This is a genomic window from Nostocoides sp., assembly GCF_037045025.1.
In the GTDB taxonomy this organism is placed as follows: domain Bacteria; phylum Actinomycetota; class Actinomycetes; order Actinomycetales; family Dermatophilaceae; genus Nostocoides_A.
On sequence record NZ_JBAOHM010000005.1, the window covers coordinates 69,567 to 84,516 of the forward strand.

13 protein-coding genes are annotated in these 14,950 nt (G+C 67.6%); 9 read left to right on the top strand and 4 right to left on the bottom strand.

Annotated elements, in window-relative coordinates; genetic code table 11:
- Positions 1-2: 2 nt before the first annotated feature.
- The gene (locus V9G19_RS02725; RefSeq protein ID WP_462283964.1) at positions 3-1,397 is read left to right on the top strand and encodes an MmgE/PrpD family protein; all 1,395 of its coding nucleotides are present in this window, start codon (positions 3-5) and stop codon (positions 1,395-1,397) included.
- A gap of 100 nt (positions 1,398-1,497) precedes the next feature.
- Here the strand turns inward: V9G19_RS02725 and V9G19_RS02730 are convergent, their stop codons facing one another.
- Complete coding sequence (locus V9G19_RS02730; RefSeq protein ID WP_462283965.1) at positions 1,498-2,808, bottom strand: MFS transporter; 1,311 nt, start codon at positions 2,806-2,808, stop codon at positions 1,498-1,500.
- A gap of 409 nt (positions 2,809-3,217) precedes the next feature.
- Here V9G19_RS02730 and V9G19_RS02735 point away from each other — a divergent pair, with 409 nt between their 5' ends.
- The 8 genes from V9G19_RS02735 (at position 3,218) to V9G19_RS02770 (ending at position 12,504) form a co-directional block, all read left to right on the top strand.
- Positions 3,218-4,108, top strand: a complete 891-nt coding sequence (locus V9G19_RS02735; protein WP_462283966.1) for an HpcH/HpaI aldolase/citrate lyase family protein — start codon at positions 3,218-3,220, stop codon at positions 4,106-4,108.
- 37 nt (positions 4,109-4,145) lie between these two features.
- Entirely contained in the window at positions 4,146-4,616 is a 471-nt protein-coding gene (locus V9G19_RS02740) for a MaoC family dehydratase (RefSeq protein ID WP_462283967.1), read from the top strand.
- Between the two features lie 104 nt (positions 4,617-4,720).
- Positions 4,721-6,604 carry an AMP-binding protein gene (locus V9G19_RS02745; RefSeq protein ID WP_462283968.1) on the top strand — a complete coding sequence of 628 codons (1,884 nt, stop codon included), beginning with the start codon at positions 4,721-4,723 and terminating at the stop codon, positions 6,602-6,604.
- Entirely contained in the window at positions 6,601-7,761 is a 1,161-nt protein-coding gene (locus V9G19_RS02750; protein WP_462283969.1) for an acyl-CoA dehydrogenase family protein, read from the top strand. Before V9G19_RS02745 ends, V9G19_RS02750 begins: the two co-directional genes overlap by 4 nt.
- A 13-nt stretch (positions 7,762-7,774) precedes the next feature.
- Complete coding sequence (locus V9G19_RS02755) at positions 7,775-8,956, top strand: CaiB/BaiF CoA transferase family protein (RefSeq protein WP_462283970.1); 1,182 nt, start codon at positions 7,775-7,777, stop codon at positions 8,954-8,956.
- Complete coding sequence (locus tag V9G19_RS02760) at positions 8,949-10,181, top strand: acetyl-CoA hydrolase/transferase family protein (protein ID WP_462283971.1); 1,233 nt, start codon at positions 8,949-8,951, stop codon at positions 10,179-10,181. Before V9G19_RS02755 ends, V9G19_RS02760 begins: the two co-directional genes overlap by 8 nt.
- On the top strand, positions 10,178-11,332 hold the full coding sequence (locus V9G19_RS02765) for a CaiB/BaiF CoA transferase family protein (RefSeq protein WP_462283972.1): 1,155 nt from the start codon (positions 10,178-10,180) through the stop codon (positions 11,330-11,332). Before V9G19_RS02760 ends, V9G19_RS02765 begins: the two co-directional genes overlap by 4 nt.
- Positions 11,329-12,504 carry a CaiB/BaiF CoA transferase family protein gene (locus tag V9G19_RS02770; protein WP_462283973.1) on the top strand — a complete coding sequence of 392 codons (1,176 nt, stop codon included), beginning with the start codon at positions 11,329-11,331 and terminating at the stop codon, positions 12,502-12,504. Before V9G19_RS02765 ends, V9G19_RS02770 begins: the two co-directional genes overlap by 4 nt.
- A 22-nt stretch (positions 12,505-12,526) precedes the next feature.
- Here V9G19_RS02770 and V9G19_RS02775 read toward each other — a convergent pair whose 3' ends face one another.
- The 3 genes from V9G19_RS02775 to V9G19_RS02785 all read right to left on the bottom strand — a co-directional run bounded on the left by V9G19_RS02775 (position 12,527) and on the right by V9G19_RS02785 (position 14,912).
- The gene (locus V9G19_RS02775; protein ID WP_462283974.1) at positions 12,527-13,231 is read right to left on the bottom strand and encodes a nitroreductase; all 705 of its coding nucleotides are present in this window, start codon (positions 13,229-13,231) and stop codon (positions 12,527-12,529) included.
- A 65-nt stretch (positions 13,232-13,296) separates the two neighbouring features.
- Positions 13,297-14,367 carry a zinc-dependent alcohol dehydrogenase family protein gene (locus V9G19_RS02780; RefSeq protein ID WP_462283975.1) on the bottom strand — a complete coding sequence of 357 codons (1,071 nt, stop codon included), beginning with the start codon at positions 14,365-14,367 and terminating at the stop codon, positions 13,297-13,299.
- Positions 14,367-14,912, bottom strand: coding sequence for a cupin domain-containing protein (locus V9G19_RS02785; protein WP_462283976.1), 546 nt, complete (start codon positions 14,910-14,912; stop codon positions 14,367-14,369). Before V9G19_RS02785 ends, V9G19_RS02780 begins: the two co-directional genes overlap by 1 nt.
- Between the last annotated feature and the right edge of the window lie 38 nt (positions 14,913-14,950).

A 14,950-nucleotide genomic window follows, 5' to 3' on the forward strand; every position in this document is an offset into this window, starting at 1 on the left:
CGATGGACGCTCCGACCGAAGACCCGATGGGCGCACTGTGCCGTTTCGCGGTGGAGACCCGCTTTGGCGATCTCCCGCCTGACGTCGTAGAACATGCCCAGTACACCTTGCTGGACAGCATGGCCGTGCTCATCGGCGGCTCCGCTATGGAAGGGGTCCCCGCAATCATCGACCTCGTCAAGGCTCGCGGTGGGGCTCCCGAGTCGCTCCTGCCGTTTTACGGGGGCCGGGTCCCAGCTGCGGAAGCCGCCCTGGCGCTCGGGCCGATGCCGCGTGCCATGGACTGCGGGGATCTGCACGAGGAGGCCGGGCACATCAGTGAGTACGTCTTGAGCGCCCTGCTGGCCGCAACCGGCTTGGTTCCGAGAGTGACCGGGCAGCAGTTCCTCACTGCCTTCGTCATCGGCCAGGAGACGCTGGTCCGGATCGGCGCGGCATACGGCGTCATCAGCTCGGCCATCCCGGCCGGGGACTGCGGTGGGCACTACATCCTCGGCGCGGTCGCGGCCGTGGGTTCGCTGCTCGGCCTGAGCCGAGAGGAGCTTCTCGACGCGCAGGGTATCGCGCGGACGATGACCCAGCCGCACACCATGGCCATCTACGCCCCCGCCACCTTGATGGTCCGGGTGCACCATGGCCTGGTGTGTCAGGCAGCGATCACGGCCTGCCAGCTCGCTCAGCGCGGTATCACCGGGCCTCGCGAGGTGCTCGCCGGACCCACGGGGCTGTTGACAACCGCCCGTTGGGACACCCGACCTGAGTTCGTGACCGCGGATCTCGGCACCACGTGGCAGGCCACCCGGATCACCACGAAGCGGCACAGCGCGTGCTACTTCTCGCACTCCTCGATCGACGGCATCCTCGAGCAGATGACGACGCACGGCTTCTCGGCAGACGACATCGCATCGATCCACCTCGACATCTCCCAATCGGGCTGGCTGGCCGTCTGTGAACCGGTAAGCGAAAAGTGGGAGCCACGAACCGTTCCCCAGTGTCAGTTCAGCCTTCCCTACGTAGTGGCCGTCGCTGCCCATGACGGCCGCGTGTTCGTCGAGTCGTACTCGGCCACCTCCCGCGAGCGAGGCGACGTGCGAGAGCTGATGACCCGCATCTCCGCATCGGTCGACCCGACCATGACCAGCTGGGGAGCCAGGGTGACCACACGCCTTCGAGACGGCCGCAGCATCACCACCGAACACAACTACGTCAAGGGACATCCCGACTTGCCGCTGGATCGGCAGGACTACATCGACAAGTTCTGGGCGTGTGTGCCCTACAGCGCGATGCCCCTGCCCTCCGGTGTCGGCGAGCAGCTCATTCGCGATGTGCTGTCCATGCGGGACGTCCAAGACCTCGAAACGGCCCTGTTGATGCCACTGACGCCACCCACAGACTGACCTCGACCCTCGGCGTGATGCCCCGGACCGGTTTACCGGCCCGGGGCATCACATGTGGGTGGGGCTGCTTCGTGGGAGGTCGCCGTGGAGACTCCCGCGGTCAGCTGGAGAGGGTCAGTGCCGCTGGTCCGCGTCTGCGCGCCATGAGCACCACACCCGCGGCGCAGGCGAGAGAGATGACGAGGAGGAGGTTGATGTAGTTGTACAGACGCTGCGGGCCAATCTCGCTCACGAGGTAGGCCGAGACGAGGGGGGCGGCGACAGCTCCTGCGCGACCGAAGCCAAGCATCGCTCCGTAGCCCTTGGCGCGCGCGTACGGCGGGTAGGAGATCGGTACGAGGGCGCTGTAGGAGGAGATGGCGCCGAAGATGCCGATGCCCAGGAGAACCGCGAAGACTGCGAGCGCGGTCGAGGGGGACTCACCGGCGTGCGGGAACGAGTTGGCGAAACCAACCATGGACGCCACGGCGATCGCACAGTAGATCCACGTGAGGCGGACCGCACTCATGACCAGTCCGACCACGGCGAGCGAGATTGCGCCGACGAGGCACCCAGCACTCAGCCACAGACCGATGTTCTGGCCGGCTGAGCGGGCAGCCGCCGTCGCTGTGGCCAGCGTCGCGGGGTCCGTGCTCGAGTCGGAGCCCGCGAGCATGGCAGTCTTCACGAACTCTGGGGTCAGGCCCGCGGCGAAGTTGAACACGCCAGCCACGGTCATGTACCCGACACAGAGGAGGACGGTGATGGCGAGCAACGCCTTGCTCAAGATCGACCGGTTGGCCTCGGCCGCTTCATGGCTGATGTGGGCCTCGGACTCGAAGGCAGCCTCGGCCTTCTGCACCGACTCCGGAAGGCCCACGAACATGGCGACGAAGGCAAGGACCGTGAGTCCGGCACCGAGGAGGTAGAGCGCCTTCCAGTTGGCGCCGAAGGTGGACGTGATCGCATTGGTGCTGAGGGCCGCCAACAGGCTCCCCAGGGGATAGCCGATCATGACAAGTCCGGTGGCCAAGTTGCGCAGGCGTGGCTCCGCCGTCTCCTGAGCGGCGACGACAATCACCACGCTGATCATCCCGATGCCCATTCCCGTGATGAATCGGGCACCCATCATGAACTCGACCGTTGGCGACCATGCGGAGAGCAGCAGTCCGACGGCAGTCGTGGCGGCGCCGGCGAGGGCAATCAGACGCCGCCCGTATCGATCGGCGAATCGGGCGAGGCCGATGGCACCCACGGCCATGCCGACCAGGCCCAAGCTGACGACCCAGCCCTTCTGCGGCGTACTAGCGAAATCGCGGTCCAAGTTCGGGAGGACAAAGCCGACGATCAACAGGTCAAATCCGTCGACCATGTTGATCGCCATACAGAGCAGGGCCACCCCAAGGCCACTAGCGGCCGGGGTGGGTCTCACAGCGGGATTGGAGGTCATCCTGCGTTCCTTTCCAAGGGCCTGTTCCGTCAACTCGGACGTGAGTCAATCGGATAGATAATGGATCATATATGATCTTTCCTTAACAGGGAATGGCCAATTTCCACCCATCTTCGGTCGGCGCACGCCCCCTGGCTCCGCATCTGCCTTGACGGCGCCTGGTTGACCTCGACGCAAGAAGGGGCGCAAGAAGAGCGCACAGGCTAGGTCATGACTGAGCGCGGCTTGGCTCCAGACCGGTTCGACGCCGACTGACAGCGCGGCCACGATGCGAGGAGCACACGGACGCCGATCCGGCGATGGAGTTTCGCGGCAGACAAGGGCTTGACTCCTTCTACATATAATATATGATCTTTCCAACCGTAGGTCACCGACAGCGAGAGGAACGCCAATGAAGCCGTACCGCACGATGCTTTTCGTCTCCGGCCACAAGGTCGGCTGGGCCGAGAAGGCCATCGCCGCAGGCGCCGATGCTGTCATCCTCGACCTCGAAGACTCCGTCCCCCCGGCCGAGAAGGCGACGGCTCGAATCACTGTCCGCGAGACGATCGAGCGAATCGCGGCCACGAATCCGCGAACCGACCTGTGGGTCCGCCCGAACAGCGTCGACAGCGGACTCTTTGGTGCCGACGTCGAAGGGGTGGTGACACCGGGTCTCGCCGGGCTCTTCCTGCCCAAGGTCTTCACCGCCCGAGAGGTCGTCGGGATCGAGGCCGTCGTCGGCCACGTCGAAGCCAAGGCCGGAGTGACAGCTGGCACCGTCGAGCTGATCATCAGCTACGAGACCCCGCAGTCGATGGCCGCATGCGAGGAGATCGCCGCCGCGAGTCCGCGGATCGCGGCGCTCCTGGGAGCGACGGGCCCCAACGCCGATGTCGCCCGCTCGGTCGGTTTCGAGTTCACCCTCGAAGGGTTGGAGTCGCTGTACCTACGCAGCCGGATCGTCCTCGCTTCCAAGGCCAATGGCCTGCACCACCCGATCGGCGGTGTCTGGCAGGACATCAAGGATCTCGATGGGTTCAGAAGCTTCGCCCTCGACCAGCGACGGCTCGGCTACCGCGGTCTGGCGCTGATCCACCCCTCACACATCGCGCCGGCAAACGAGATCTTTACGCCCTCGCTCGAGACGGTCGAGTACTCGCGTCGGATGATCGAAGCCTTCCGGCAGGCCGAGGCCCAGGGCCACTTCGCCATCGATTTCGAGGGCCAGATGATCGACCTCGCCCACGTCCGCACTGCCGAGGGGATCCTCGAGCAGGCCCGAGCGCTCGCGTCCGCCTGAGGCGCGAAATCCCCACTCCCGAAAGGTTGGTCCCCGGATGCCTGGTCTCTACTACGAGGAGTTCGAGGTGGGCCAGGTCATCGACCACCCCACCCGACGCACGGTCACCGAGACAGACAACGTCCTGTTCAGCACCCTCACTCTCAACGTCGCCCCGCTCCACTTGGACGCTGAGTACAGCAAGGAATCGATCTACGGCCAACGGCTCGTCAACAGCCTGTTCATCCTCGGGCTCGTCTGTGGAGTCACCGTGCCGGAGACGACCTTGGGTACAACGCTCGGAAACCTTGGCTTCACCGATATCAAGTTCCCCAAGCCGGTCTTCCACGGGGACACGATCCACGTCCAGACGATCATCGAGGACAAGCGGGAATCCAAGAGCCGCACCGACTCCGGCATCGTCTTCTTCAAGCACCTCGGGATTAGCCAGCGTGACGAGATCGTCTGCGAGTGCCACCGAACCGGCCTGATGATGAAGCGGCCTGCCGACGCCGGCAGCCCTGCGTAGAACCGAGGCCGACGATGCGAGGACAGAACCTCTTCGGAGCTGGGGCCGGACCGGTCTGGGTGCCGGACGCGGCAGTTCGCCAACGCAGCCGTCTCCTCCGGGCGATGCAGACCTGGGGCATCGAGCGGATCGAGGACCTGCACACTCGAGCCATCGACGACCCCGAGTGGTTCTGGCGCGCCGTCGTCGATGACCTCGACGTGACCTTCACGCGCCCCTTCACCCGGGTCATCGACGAGACCGACGGCAAGCCCTTCCCGCGCTGGTTTGTCGATGGCGGGATCAACGCCGCGACCCTATGCGCTCTCCGTTACGGCAATGGTCCACTGGCGGACAAGGAGGCGGTTGTTTACGAAGGGGACGACGGCACGCGGGAAGTCCTCACCTACCGCGATCTCGACGAGCAGGTCCGCTCCGTCGCGGCTGCTCTGACTGATCTCGGCATCGGCCGAGGCGACCGGGTCGTCCTCTTCGTCCCCGTCTCGACTGAGGCCACCGTCGCCTTCCTCGCGTGCGCCATGATCGGCGCTGTCCTCGTGCCCGCCTTCACCGGATTCAGCGTCGACGCGCTCGCGAGTCGGATCGTCGACTCCGAGGCGGTCGCCGTCATCACCGCCGACGCGACGACCCGCCGTGGCAAGCCGGTGCCGCTCAAGGCCACCCTGGACGATGCCCTCGAGCAGACCGACACCGTGCGCGCGGTCATCGTCGTCCGCCGCCTCGGCACGGCCGTCACGATGCGGGCTGGGCGCGACGTGTACTGGAACGACCTCGAGACGAACCTCCCCGAGGCAATCGTGGAGGAGATGGACCCGAACGACCCGCTCGCGATCGTCTACACCTCGGGGACAACCGGACGACCCAAGGGCATCGTTCACTCGCACGCCGGCCTGTCGCTCAAGGCAGCCTTCGACTTTGGCTACACCTTCGACGTCCAAGAGGACGATACCGTCGGCTGGATCTCTGACATGGGCTGGCTCGTCGGTCCGCTCATGATCCTGTCGTGCCTCCAGCTCGGCGCGACGATGGTCCTCATCGAAGGAACGCCGACCTACCCTGACGCCTCACGGATGTGGCAGCTCATCGACCGCAACCGGATCACCCTCATGGGCATCGCACCGACCGCGGCCCGGGCGATCATGGCCGAACGACCAGAGCGCCCGGACGGCCTGGACTCCCTGCGCGCCTTCGCGTCGACCGGCGAGGCGTGGGACGAGCCGACGTGGAGTTGGCTCTTCCACGAGGTGGGCCAGGGCACCCGGCCGATCATCAACTACAGCGGCGGGACCGAAGTCGGCGGGGGCATCCTCACGAGCTACCCCTTCCTCCCGATCGGCGCCGCGAGCTTCAACGGTCCCGTCATCGGTATGGACGCCGCAGTCGTGGACCCGGACGGTCACCCCGTCATGGGCGAGGTCGGCGAGTTGACTCTGCTCAACATGGTGCCTGGCATGACCCACGCCTTCTGGCAGGACCGCGAGCGCTATCTCGACACCTACTGGAGCCGTTGGGACGGTGTGTGGCTCCACGGCGACCTGGCCAGTGTCGACGACACTGGCGCCTGGCGGATCCACGGCCGGTCGGACGACACGATCAAGGTGTCAGGCCGTCGGGTGGGTCCGGCCGAGATCGAGGCCGGCATCCTCAAGGACCCGCGCATCGTCGAGGCCGCCGCGATCGGCATACCGGATGAGGCCCGCGGCCAGCGGATCGTTGCCTTCGTCGCGACCAACGACCCCAGCGCGGACCCGGCCGCCCTCACGGCCGCGGCCCTAACCAACGTCGGCAAGTCGTTCGCCCCCGAACTCATCGTCGTGCGGACCCTGCCGAAGACGAAGAACGGCAAGATCATGCGTCGCGCGATCCGGGCACGCCACCTCGGCACCGCTGCCGGCGACATGTCGTCTCTCGACCCGGCCACCCCGCTCGAGGACATCCCTGTCCAGCACACCCCCGACATCAGGACCGAGCAAGGAGAGCAACGATGAGCATCGAGCGTGAGAGCCTAGCCGAGGTGCGCAAGCACACTCGCGAGCTGGCGGCAAAGTTCGACCTGGAGTACTGGCGCCAAAAGGACAAGAACCACGAGTACCCGTGGGAATTCGTCCACGCCTTCCGCGACGCCGGCTGGCTCGGTGCCCTCATCCCCGAGGAGTACGGAGGGCTTGGCCTCGGGCTCGCGGAGGCGGGCGTCATGCTCCAGGAGGTCGCAGCCTCCGGGGCCGGTATGTCCGGCGGCTCGGCGATCCACTTCTACGTGTTCCCGCCAGCGCCCGTCATCAAGTACGGGTCGGATGAGATGAAGGCCAAGTGGCTGCCCAAGCTCGCGGCCGGTGAGATCCTCATGTGCTTCGGGATCACCGAGCCCGACGCCGGTGTGGACACGTCCAGAATCACCACGCGGGCCGAGAAGGTCGAGGGTGGGTGGAAGGTCAACGGCCGCAAGGTCTGGATCACGAATGCACAGAACGCGCACCGCATCCTTCTGCTTGCACGCACGTCACCCCGTGACGAAAAGCGGCCCCTCGACGGAATGACGATCTTCTTCACCGACTTCGACCGCGAGAAGATCACGGTCCGCGAGATCGAGAAGCTCGGCCGCGCCGCGATCGACTCCAACGAGCTGTTCATCGACGACCTCTTCATCCCGGACGAGGACGTCGTTGGCGAGGTCGGCAAGGGCTTCACCTACATCATCGACGGACTCAACCCCGAGCGGATTGTCGTTGGTCTCGAGGGCATCGGCATCGGTCGCCTCGCGCTTCAGCTCGGCAGCACCTATGCCAAGGAGCGGGTCGTCTTCGACCGGCCCATCGGGCAAAACCAAGCCGTGGCTCACCCGCTCGCGGACAGCTGGATCCGGCTCGAGGCCGCCAACCAGGTCTGCATGAACGCCGCAGACCTCTTCGACCAGGGGCTGCCCTGCGGCCTGGAGGCAGCGGCGTCGAAGTACCTCGGGGCCGAGGCCGGCTTCGAGGCGTGCGATCGCTCGATGTCCACCCATGGCGGATACGCGTACGCGAAGGAGTACCACATCGAGCGGCTGTGGCGAGAGGTGCGGCTGCTGCGCAATGCGCCCTTCTCGCAGGAGATGGTGCTCAACTACATCTCGTCACAGGCGCTCAAGCTGCCGCGGTCGTACTGAGCGGATGCGCACCATGACCGACACCCCCGTCATCGCGGCCGAGGGACCACTGCACGGGATCACCGTCGTCGAGCTCGCTGGCCACGCGCCGATCTCGATGGCCGGCATGCTCCTCGTGTCGCTGGGGGCTGAGGTCATCCGGCTCGACCGCCCGGGCAACCCGGCCGACCGTTCCGATAATCTGCTCCGCTCGGGCCGGCGCTCCGTCGTCTTGGACCTCAAGTCACCCGGAGGTCTCGCTGCGGCCCAGCGCATCATCGACGACGCGGACGTCCTCATCGAGGGTTACCGCCCCGGAGTTCTCGAACGCCTCGGGCTTGGGCCGCAGGAGATGCTTGCGCGCAACCCGCGCCTCGTCTACGGCCGACTCACCGGTTGGGGCCAGGACGGGCCGCTGCGCCTGGCCGCCGGTCACGACATCACCTACCTTGCCGTGACCGGCGCCCTTTACCCGATGGGCCCGGCGGACCAACCGCCCACGCCGCCCCTGAACTATGGGGCGGACCTCGGCGGCGGGACGATGTTCCTCCTCGTCGGGATCCTTGCCGCCCTCCAGGAGCGCGAGCGGTCCAACGCGGGCCAGGTCGTCGACGCCGCGATGGTCGACGGCGTGAGTTGGATGGCCTCGACTTTGCTTCGCGAACGCGCCCGCGGGAACTGGTCGGACCAGCGCGGCACGAACATGATCGACGGGGGCGCGCCGTTCTACCGCTGCTACCGCAGCGCGGACGGGGGCTTCCTCGCCGTCGGGGCGATCGAGCCCGAGTTCTATGCCCAGGCGCTTCAGGCGCTGGACCTCGACCCCGCCGAGCTGCCACCCCAGTGGGACAAGACCCGATGGCCGGAGCTCACCGCCATCTTCGCTGAGCGGATCGCCACGCGCAGCCGCAACGACTGGGCCGAGCGGCTCGCCGGCGGGGACTCGTGCATGTCTCCCGTCCTGACCTTCGACGAGGCGCGCAACCACCCACAGATCGTGGCCAGGGCGGCCTATCTCGAGCTCGACGGACACCTCGCCCCGGGGGTGGCGCCCCGTCTGGATCGGACGCCGCTCGCCGCGCCCGCCGCCGTGCCCGACGGTGGCCGGCATACCGCCGATGTTCTGCGAGACGTCGGCTACACCGACGCCGACATCGAGTCCCTGATCGCCAGCGGCGCCGCCCGCGTAGCCCCTGACGGAGGAAAACATGACTGAGCTGGACATCCGACACTTCTTGCGAGCGGGGGATCAGGTATTCGTCGGTCAGGCCACGGCCGAACCTCCGCGGCTCGTCGAGGCACTGGTCGCCGCGGCCCAGGAGATCGCGGACCTCTCGGTCGTGTGCGGCTACTCCCTCACCCCCGCGTGGAACGGCACCACCGAGACCGGCCCCCGGATCAAGGCGTATGCCGCCCATGGCGCCCTGCGCAAGGTCGAGGCCCGCGGGCTCATCGACCCGCTGCCCGTGCACCTGCACCATGTCGACCGCCTCATCCGCGAGGACGTCCTGCGCCCTGACGTCGTCCTCCTGCAGGTCGGTCCGCTCGATCAGGCCAGCGGCACCTACCCCCTAGGACTGACCGTCGACTACGTGTCCGTGGCCGCCGAGCGGGCACGCGTCGTGCTCGTCGAGGTCAACGACAACGTGCCGATCACGCGGGCCACTCGCGCTCTCCCCGCAGAGCGGGTGACTGCGGCCTTCCCGACCTCCGCAGCGCTCGCGACTGACCCGGCCAGGCCGGCCAACGACGTCGAGTTCGCTGTGGCCGCCAACGTCGCCCGACTCGTTCCCGACAACGCGACGATCCAACTCGGTGCCGGAGCGCTCGCGAACGCCATTGGCGCCCAGCTCGAGGAACGTCGCGGTCTGCGCGTCCGCTCCGGACTGGCCGGTGACTGGCTCATCGGGCTCCACGACGCTGGCGCGCTCGACCCGACCCCGGGCTCGTCCGCAACCGGCATGGTCTTGGGTGGACCTGCGCTCTACGATCTGCTCGGCCGGACCGACCTCGTCGAACTGCGGCCGCACGCGGAGCTCCTCGCCCCCGAGGCACTGGCCGCGTGCAGTCGCTACATCTCGGTGAACTCCGCCATCGAGGTCTCGCTTGACGGTTCCCTAGGTGCCGAAGTCGTCGCCGGACGCTATGTCGGCGCCGTCGGGGGGCAGGGAGACTTCTTCCGGGCCAGCCGGACGGCCCCGGCCGGAGCCGCCATCCTCGCGCTTGCCTCGACCCACCCCAACGGCGACAGCCGGATCGTCGCGTCCCTCTCCGGTCCGGTGACCTCGACCAAGAGCGACGTCGATTACGTCGTCACCGAGTGGGGGATCGCAGACCTGCGAGGCAAGACGCTCTCCGAGCGTCGCCGCGATTTGATCGCCGTCGCGCACCCCGACCACCGCGCCGGACTCGGCGCCGAGCTCGCGGAGGTGCTCTCATGAGCGGCCCCTTGACCGGCGTCCGGGTCGTCATGCTCGCTGGCATGGGGCCCGTGCCCTTCACCGGCATGCTTTTCGCAGACCTCGGTGCAGATGTCGTCCGAGTCGTTCGACCCGTATCCGCCGCTGCACGCGCGCTCGGAGCGACGGAGGGCATGACGGAAGAGCAGGACGTGGTCAACCGGGGTGTCCGTTCGGTCGAGGTCGACCTCAAGGACGCCGAGGCGACCGAGGAGCTCCGGCGACTCGTCGACGCGGCCGACGTGTTCGTCGAGGGGTACCGACCCGGTGTCGCCGAGCGCTTGGGCCTCGGACCGTCCGAGCTGCTGGGGCGCAATCCACGACTGGTGTACGCACGGCTGACCGGCTACGGCCAAGACGGTCCGCTCGCCCGGCAGGCGGGACACGACATCAACTATGTCGCCCAGTCCGGCACCCTGCACACCATGGCCCGGGCCGGCGAGGTGCCGAGGCCCCCTATCAACCTGCTCGGTGACTACGCTGGCGGCGCGACCGTCGCGACGATGGGAGTCATCGCGGCCCTCTACGACGCCGAACGGACCGGGCGCGGCCAGGTCGTCGACGCGGCGATGGTCGAGGGCGTCGCATTGCTCACCTCCAAGCTGCAGGGACTTCGAGCAGCCGGCAGCTTCTCCGACGAGCCGGGGACGAACTGGCTTGACTCGGGCGCTCCCTTTTACGACACCTACCGCTGCGCCGATGGCAAGTTCCTTGCGGTCGGCGCCCTCGAGGCCGACTTCTACGACGTGTTCCTCGCCGGGCTAGGTGTCGACACCTCCGACTGGCCGGCGCAGTCGGACACCGCCCGGTGGCCGGAGCTGCGCGGGCGGATCGCCGGGATCCTCGGGACCCGGGCACGGGACGAATGGGCGGACGTCTTCGCCGGCACCGATGCGTGCGTGACTCCCGTGCTCACCTTCGATGAGGCGGCCTCGGATCCCCACAACCGCCATCGCGGCGTCTTCCGGGAGATCGGCGGCGTCCTGCACCCGGCACCCTCCCCACGATTCAGCAGAACACCCTCGCGCACTCCGTCGGCACCGGAGACAGCGCGCGCCGACCTGGAGAACTTGTGCACGGAGTGGAGTCCGGCGTCGGTGTCGTCCACCTGCGAGACGGCGCGGCTCTCGTGACCTCCCAACCCCTCGCCGGCATCCGCGTCCTCGAGTTCGGGGGCTACATCGCCGGTCCGTTCGGGACCTCCCTGCTCTGTTCCCTGGGCGCGGAGGTGATCAAGGTCGAGAAGCCCGTCGTCGGCGACGACTTCCGCCGCGGCGTCGATGACCGCAGCCCCTACTTCCGCCAGTACAACGCCGGTAAGCGAAGCCTCTCAGTCGACCTCAAGACCCCCGAGGGGGTGAGCGTCGTGCACGCCCTCGTGCCCTCTGCCGACGTCATCGTGGAGAACCTCCGCCCCGGAGTCCTCGACCGGCTGGGCCTGGGAGCACAGGACTGCGCGCTTCTCAACCCACGCTTGGTCTACACGTCGGTCACAGGCTTCGGCTCCGGTGGCCCCAAGGCCCAGCGTCCGGCCTACGACACGATTGGCCAGGCCGTCGGAGGGCTGTACTCCCTCCTCGGCGACCGGGGCCAGGCCCAGCTCTCCGGCGTCATCCTCTCCGACATGATCTCCGGCGTCTGCGTCGCGATGGGAGTCATGGCCGGCCTGATCGGGCGCGGCGATCACGCCGACGGCCCGCGCGTCCAGACCTCCCTCATGGAGGCGGTCACCCTCCTCACAACCGACCAGCTGACCCAGTACTACGACATCGGGGAGGACCCGGTTCGCCAGAGTCGGCACCCCCAGGCGCAGAACTTCTGCGTCGAGAGCTCCGACGGGAAGTTCATCGCGGTCCACCTGTCCTCCTCGCAGAAGTTCTGGGCCCAGTTCATGAAGGCCATCGGCCGGCCCGATCTGCTCGACGACTCCCGCTTCGTCACCTACGACGACCGCGTCAAGAACTACTTCGAGCTCGTTCCCTACGTGGCGGAGCAGTTCCGCCTTCGGGACCAACAGGACTGGGAGCGGGTGCTCACGGACTTCGACGTGCCGTTCGCTCCAGTTCACGGGGCCGCGGGCTTCATCGAGGACGAGCAGACCCGATGGCTCGAACTGATGGAGCCCGAGCAGGACGGCCTCGGCCTCGTCCGGCCACCGTGGACCTTCGACGGCGAACGGGCCCGACGTGACCGGCCGACACCGCGTGTGGGCGCGGACACCGCGGCGATCCTCGCCGAGGTCCTCGATGCCGCTGAGGTCGATCGGATCATCGCGAGCGGCGTCGCGTACTCGCCCCGCCGGTGACCTTGGCGAGGACAGCAGGTCGTCAGCGGTCGACGAAGGTCGCGACGTCCTCGATGGCCGCCCGGCTCGTGCGGTAGCTGTTCGCCGGGTGTGCCGTGTCGGGGTAGCCGAACGAGATGCCGACCAGGACCTTGCGGTCCTCGGGGATCTGGAAGTGGTCCCGGACGAAAGGCGCCTGCCCTGCGATGGCCGCCTGCGCGATCGCGCCGAGGCCCAGAGCCTGAGCGGCGAGCAGGAACGTCCCGATGTAGACGCCTGCGTCGACCGCGCCGTAGGTGCCCTGACGAGCGTCACTGGTGATGATCGCGACGTGGGGCGCGCCGAAGAGGCGGAAGTTCTCCATGGCCTGCCGGGCCGACCCCGTCCGATCCCCCCGCTCGATCCCCACCGCACCGTAGAGTTGCCAGCCGGCCTCCCGGCGCCGCTCGAGGTAGATGCCCTCGTAGGACTCGGGAGCCGAGTAGTCGAAGGCATTGCTCGGGCCGGTGGAGCGGACGTGATCCTCGAGGGCGGTCCGGAACCGCTCGGTGGCCCTTCCCTCGGTGATGATGGCCTGCCACGGCTGGGTGTTGCACCACGAGGCTGACCGCTGGGCGATGGTCAGGAGCCGTGTGATCACGTCCCTCGGAACCTGTTCCGGTCGGTACGCGCGGCAGCTGTGACGAGCGCGCAGGAGCTGCTCCAGGACGAGCGACTGCTCGGTGTCGATCGGGTTGGCAGTGGTCAACTCATGCTCCTGGGGTTGGTCGAGTTGTCGGCCGGCAAGGACAGCGGGTCAGGCCCGCCGCCCGCTCAGAACTCAATGACGGCCTTGCCGCGGGTCTGCTTGTCGAACTCGACATACGCCTGGGCCGCGTCGTCGATTCTCCACCGATCGGTGAAGAGCGCGTCCACGTCGATGGAGTGGTCGGCCACGAACTGGGCGCACTCGCGCATCCCGACGATGGAGAACGTGTACGACCCCAGGATCGAGATCTGCTTGATGACGATGTCGGGGGAGACGTCGAGCTCGATCCCTCCTCCGAGGCCGACCAGGACGATGCGGCCCCACCGGGCGAGCGCGCGGGTGGTGCTCACCCGGGCCACCGGTGCCCCGGATGCCTCGATGGCGACCGTGGCTCCGCGTCCACCGGTGAGTGACCGAATGGCTTCGACCGGGTCGGTGGTGCCAGAGTTCACGACCTCGTGGGCGCCGAACCGCTGGGCTGTCGCGAGCTTCTCGTCGGAGATGTCGACGGCGATCGTGCGCGCACCCATCGCCACCGCGAACTGGACGGCGGACAGGCCGATGGGACCCATGCCGGAGATCACGACGGTGTCGGCTGCAGTGACGCCGCCGCGGCGCAGGGCCCCGTATGCCGTCCCGGTGCCGCAGGCGATGGCGGCTCCGGCCGAGAAGGAGACCTCGTCCGGGAGGTGGACGAGGGTGCTCGCTGGCGCAAGCATCAGGTTGGCGTGGCCACCGTTGGCCGTGGCGCCGTAGATCGTGGCCCCGCGGACGCACATCTGGGTCCACCCGGTCCGGCAGGGATCGCAGACGCCGCAGCCCTTGTAGTGGAACTGCATGACACGGTCGCCGACGGCGAATGCCGAGGCGTCGACATTGGATCCGACTGCTGCGACGACGCCGCACGGCTCGTGTCCGGCGACGATCTTGGGGATGTCGGTAAGGCCCCGCGAGGCGAAGTCCTTGAACCCCAGCGCCTTGAGGGCCTCCTCCGGCGGGTCGCGATAGAACTTCAGGTCGCTGCCGCAGAGGCCCGATGCCTTGATCTCGAGGACGACGTCGTCCGGTCCGGGAGTGGGATCCTCGAAGTCGAGGATCTCCAGTTCCCGGTTGCCGCGGAAGACCACGCCTCGCATCAGCGTGTCCCCTTCATCATCGTCGCGATGATGACACAGGGCTCGTTCGTCCGGTTGCTCCAGATGTGCTTAACCCCGCGGTTCACGATCGTGTCTCCCGGCTTGAGGAGCGTCTCGGAGTCCTCGAGGACGGCATAGACCTCTCCTGAGATGACGGTGACGACGTCGACGGTGTCGGTCTCGTGCCAGGCTCCACCGGCCGCGGCATCAGGGGTGTCCTCGGTACCACCGTGCGCATCGTCATGGCCGAAGGCCTCGAGCGACTCGGCGTAGGCCTGAGGGTCGAACTCGGCGTCCGGGGGGAAGGAGGCGATCCGGACGACCAGGCCGGCCGCCGGAGGGTCGATGACCGGGTCCGTCCCGAGGCTCGAGTCGGCGAGCACCGGAGTCGGCAGGCTGTCGGTCTGCCAGAGCTCGCAGACGGTGAAGCCCGGGGTCGCGACCCGGACCGTGCTGTCGGCGTCGCTGACGATCGTTGACCTGCCGTCAGCGCCGACACCAGAGACGACGAGGCGGGCCTGGGTCTCGAGGTGTGCTCCAGCCATGGGAATCTCCTTGGTGTTGTGATGGTGAGGGGGTGGGG

Excerpts from the sequence above, each read along its gene's own strand:
- V9G19_RS02725 (WP_462283964.1), top strand. The coding sequence starts at position 3 with ATGGACGCTCCGACCGAAGACCCGATGGGCGCACTGTGCCGTTTCGCG.
- V9G19_RS02735 (WP_462283966.1), top strand. The coding sequence starts at position 3,218 with ATGAAGCCGTACCGCACGATGCTTTTCGTCTCCGGCCACAAGGTCGGC.
- V9G19_RS02740 (WP_462283967.1), top strand. The coding sequence starts at position 4,146 with ATGCCTGGTCTCTACTACGAGGAGTTCGAGGTGGGCCAGGTCATCGAC.
- V9G19_RS02745 (WP_462283968.1), top strand. The coding sequence starts at position 4,721 with ATGCAGACCTGGGGCATCGAGCGGATCGAGGACCTGCACACTCGAGCC.
- V9G19_RS02750 (WP_462283969.1), top strand. The coding sequence starts at position 6,601 with ATGAGCATCGAGCGTGAGAGCCTAGCCGAGGTGCGCAAGCACACTCGC.
- V9G19_RS02755 (WP_462283970.1), top strand. The coding sequence starts at position 7,775 with ATGACCGACACCCCCGTCATCGCGGCCGAGGGACCACTGCACGGGATC.
- V9G19_RS02760 (WP_462283971.1), top strand. The coding sequence starts at position 8,949 with ATGACTGAGCTGGACATCCGACACTTCTTGCGAGCGGGGGATCAGGTA.
- V9G19_RS02765 (WP_462283972.1), top strand. The coding sequence starts at position 10,178 with ATGAGCGGCCCCTTGACCGGCGTCCGGGTCGTCATGCTCGCTGGCATG.
- V9G19_RS02780 (WP_462283975.1), bottom strand. The coding sequence starts at position 14,367 with ATGCGAGGCGTGGTCTTCCGCGGCAACCGGGAACTGGAGATCCTCGAC.
- V9G19_RS02785 (WP_462283976.1), bottom strand. The coding sequence starts at position 14,912 with ATGGCTGGAGCACACCTCGAGACCCAGGCCCGCCTCGTCGTCTCTGGT.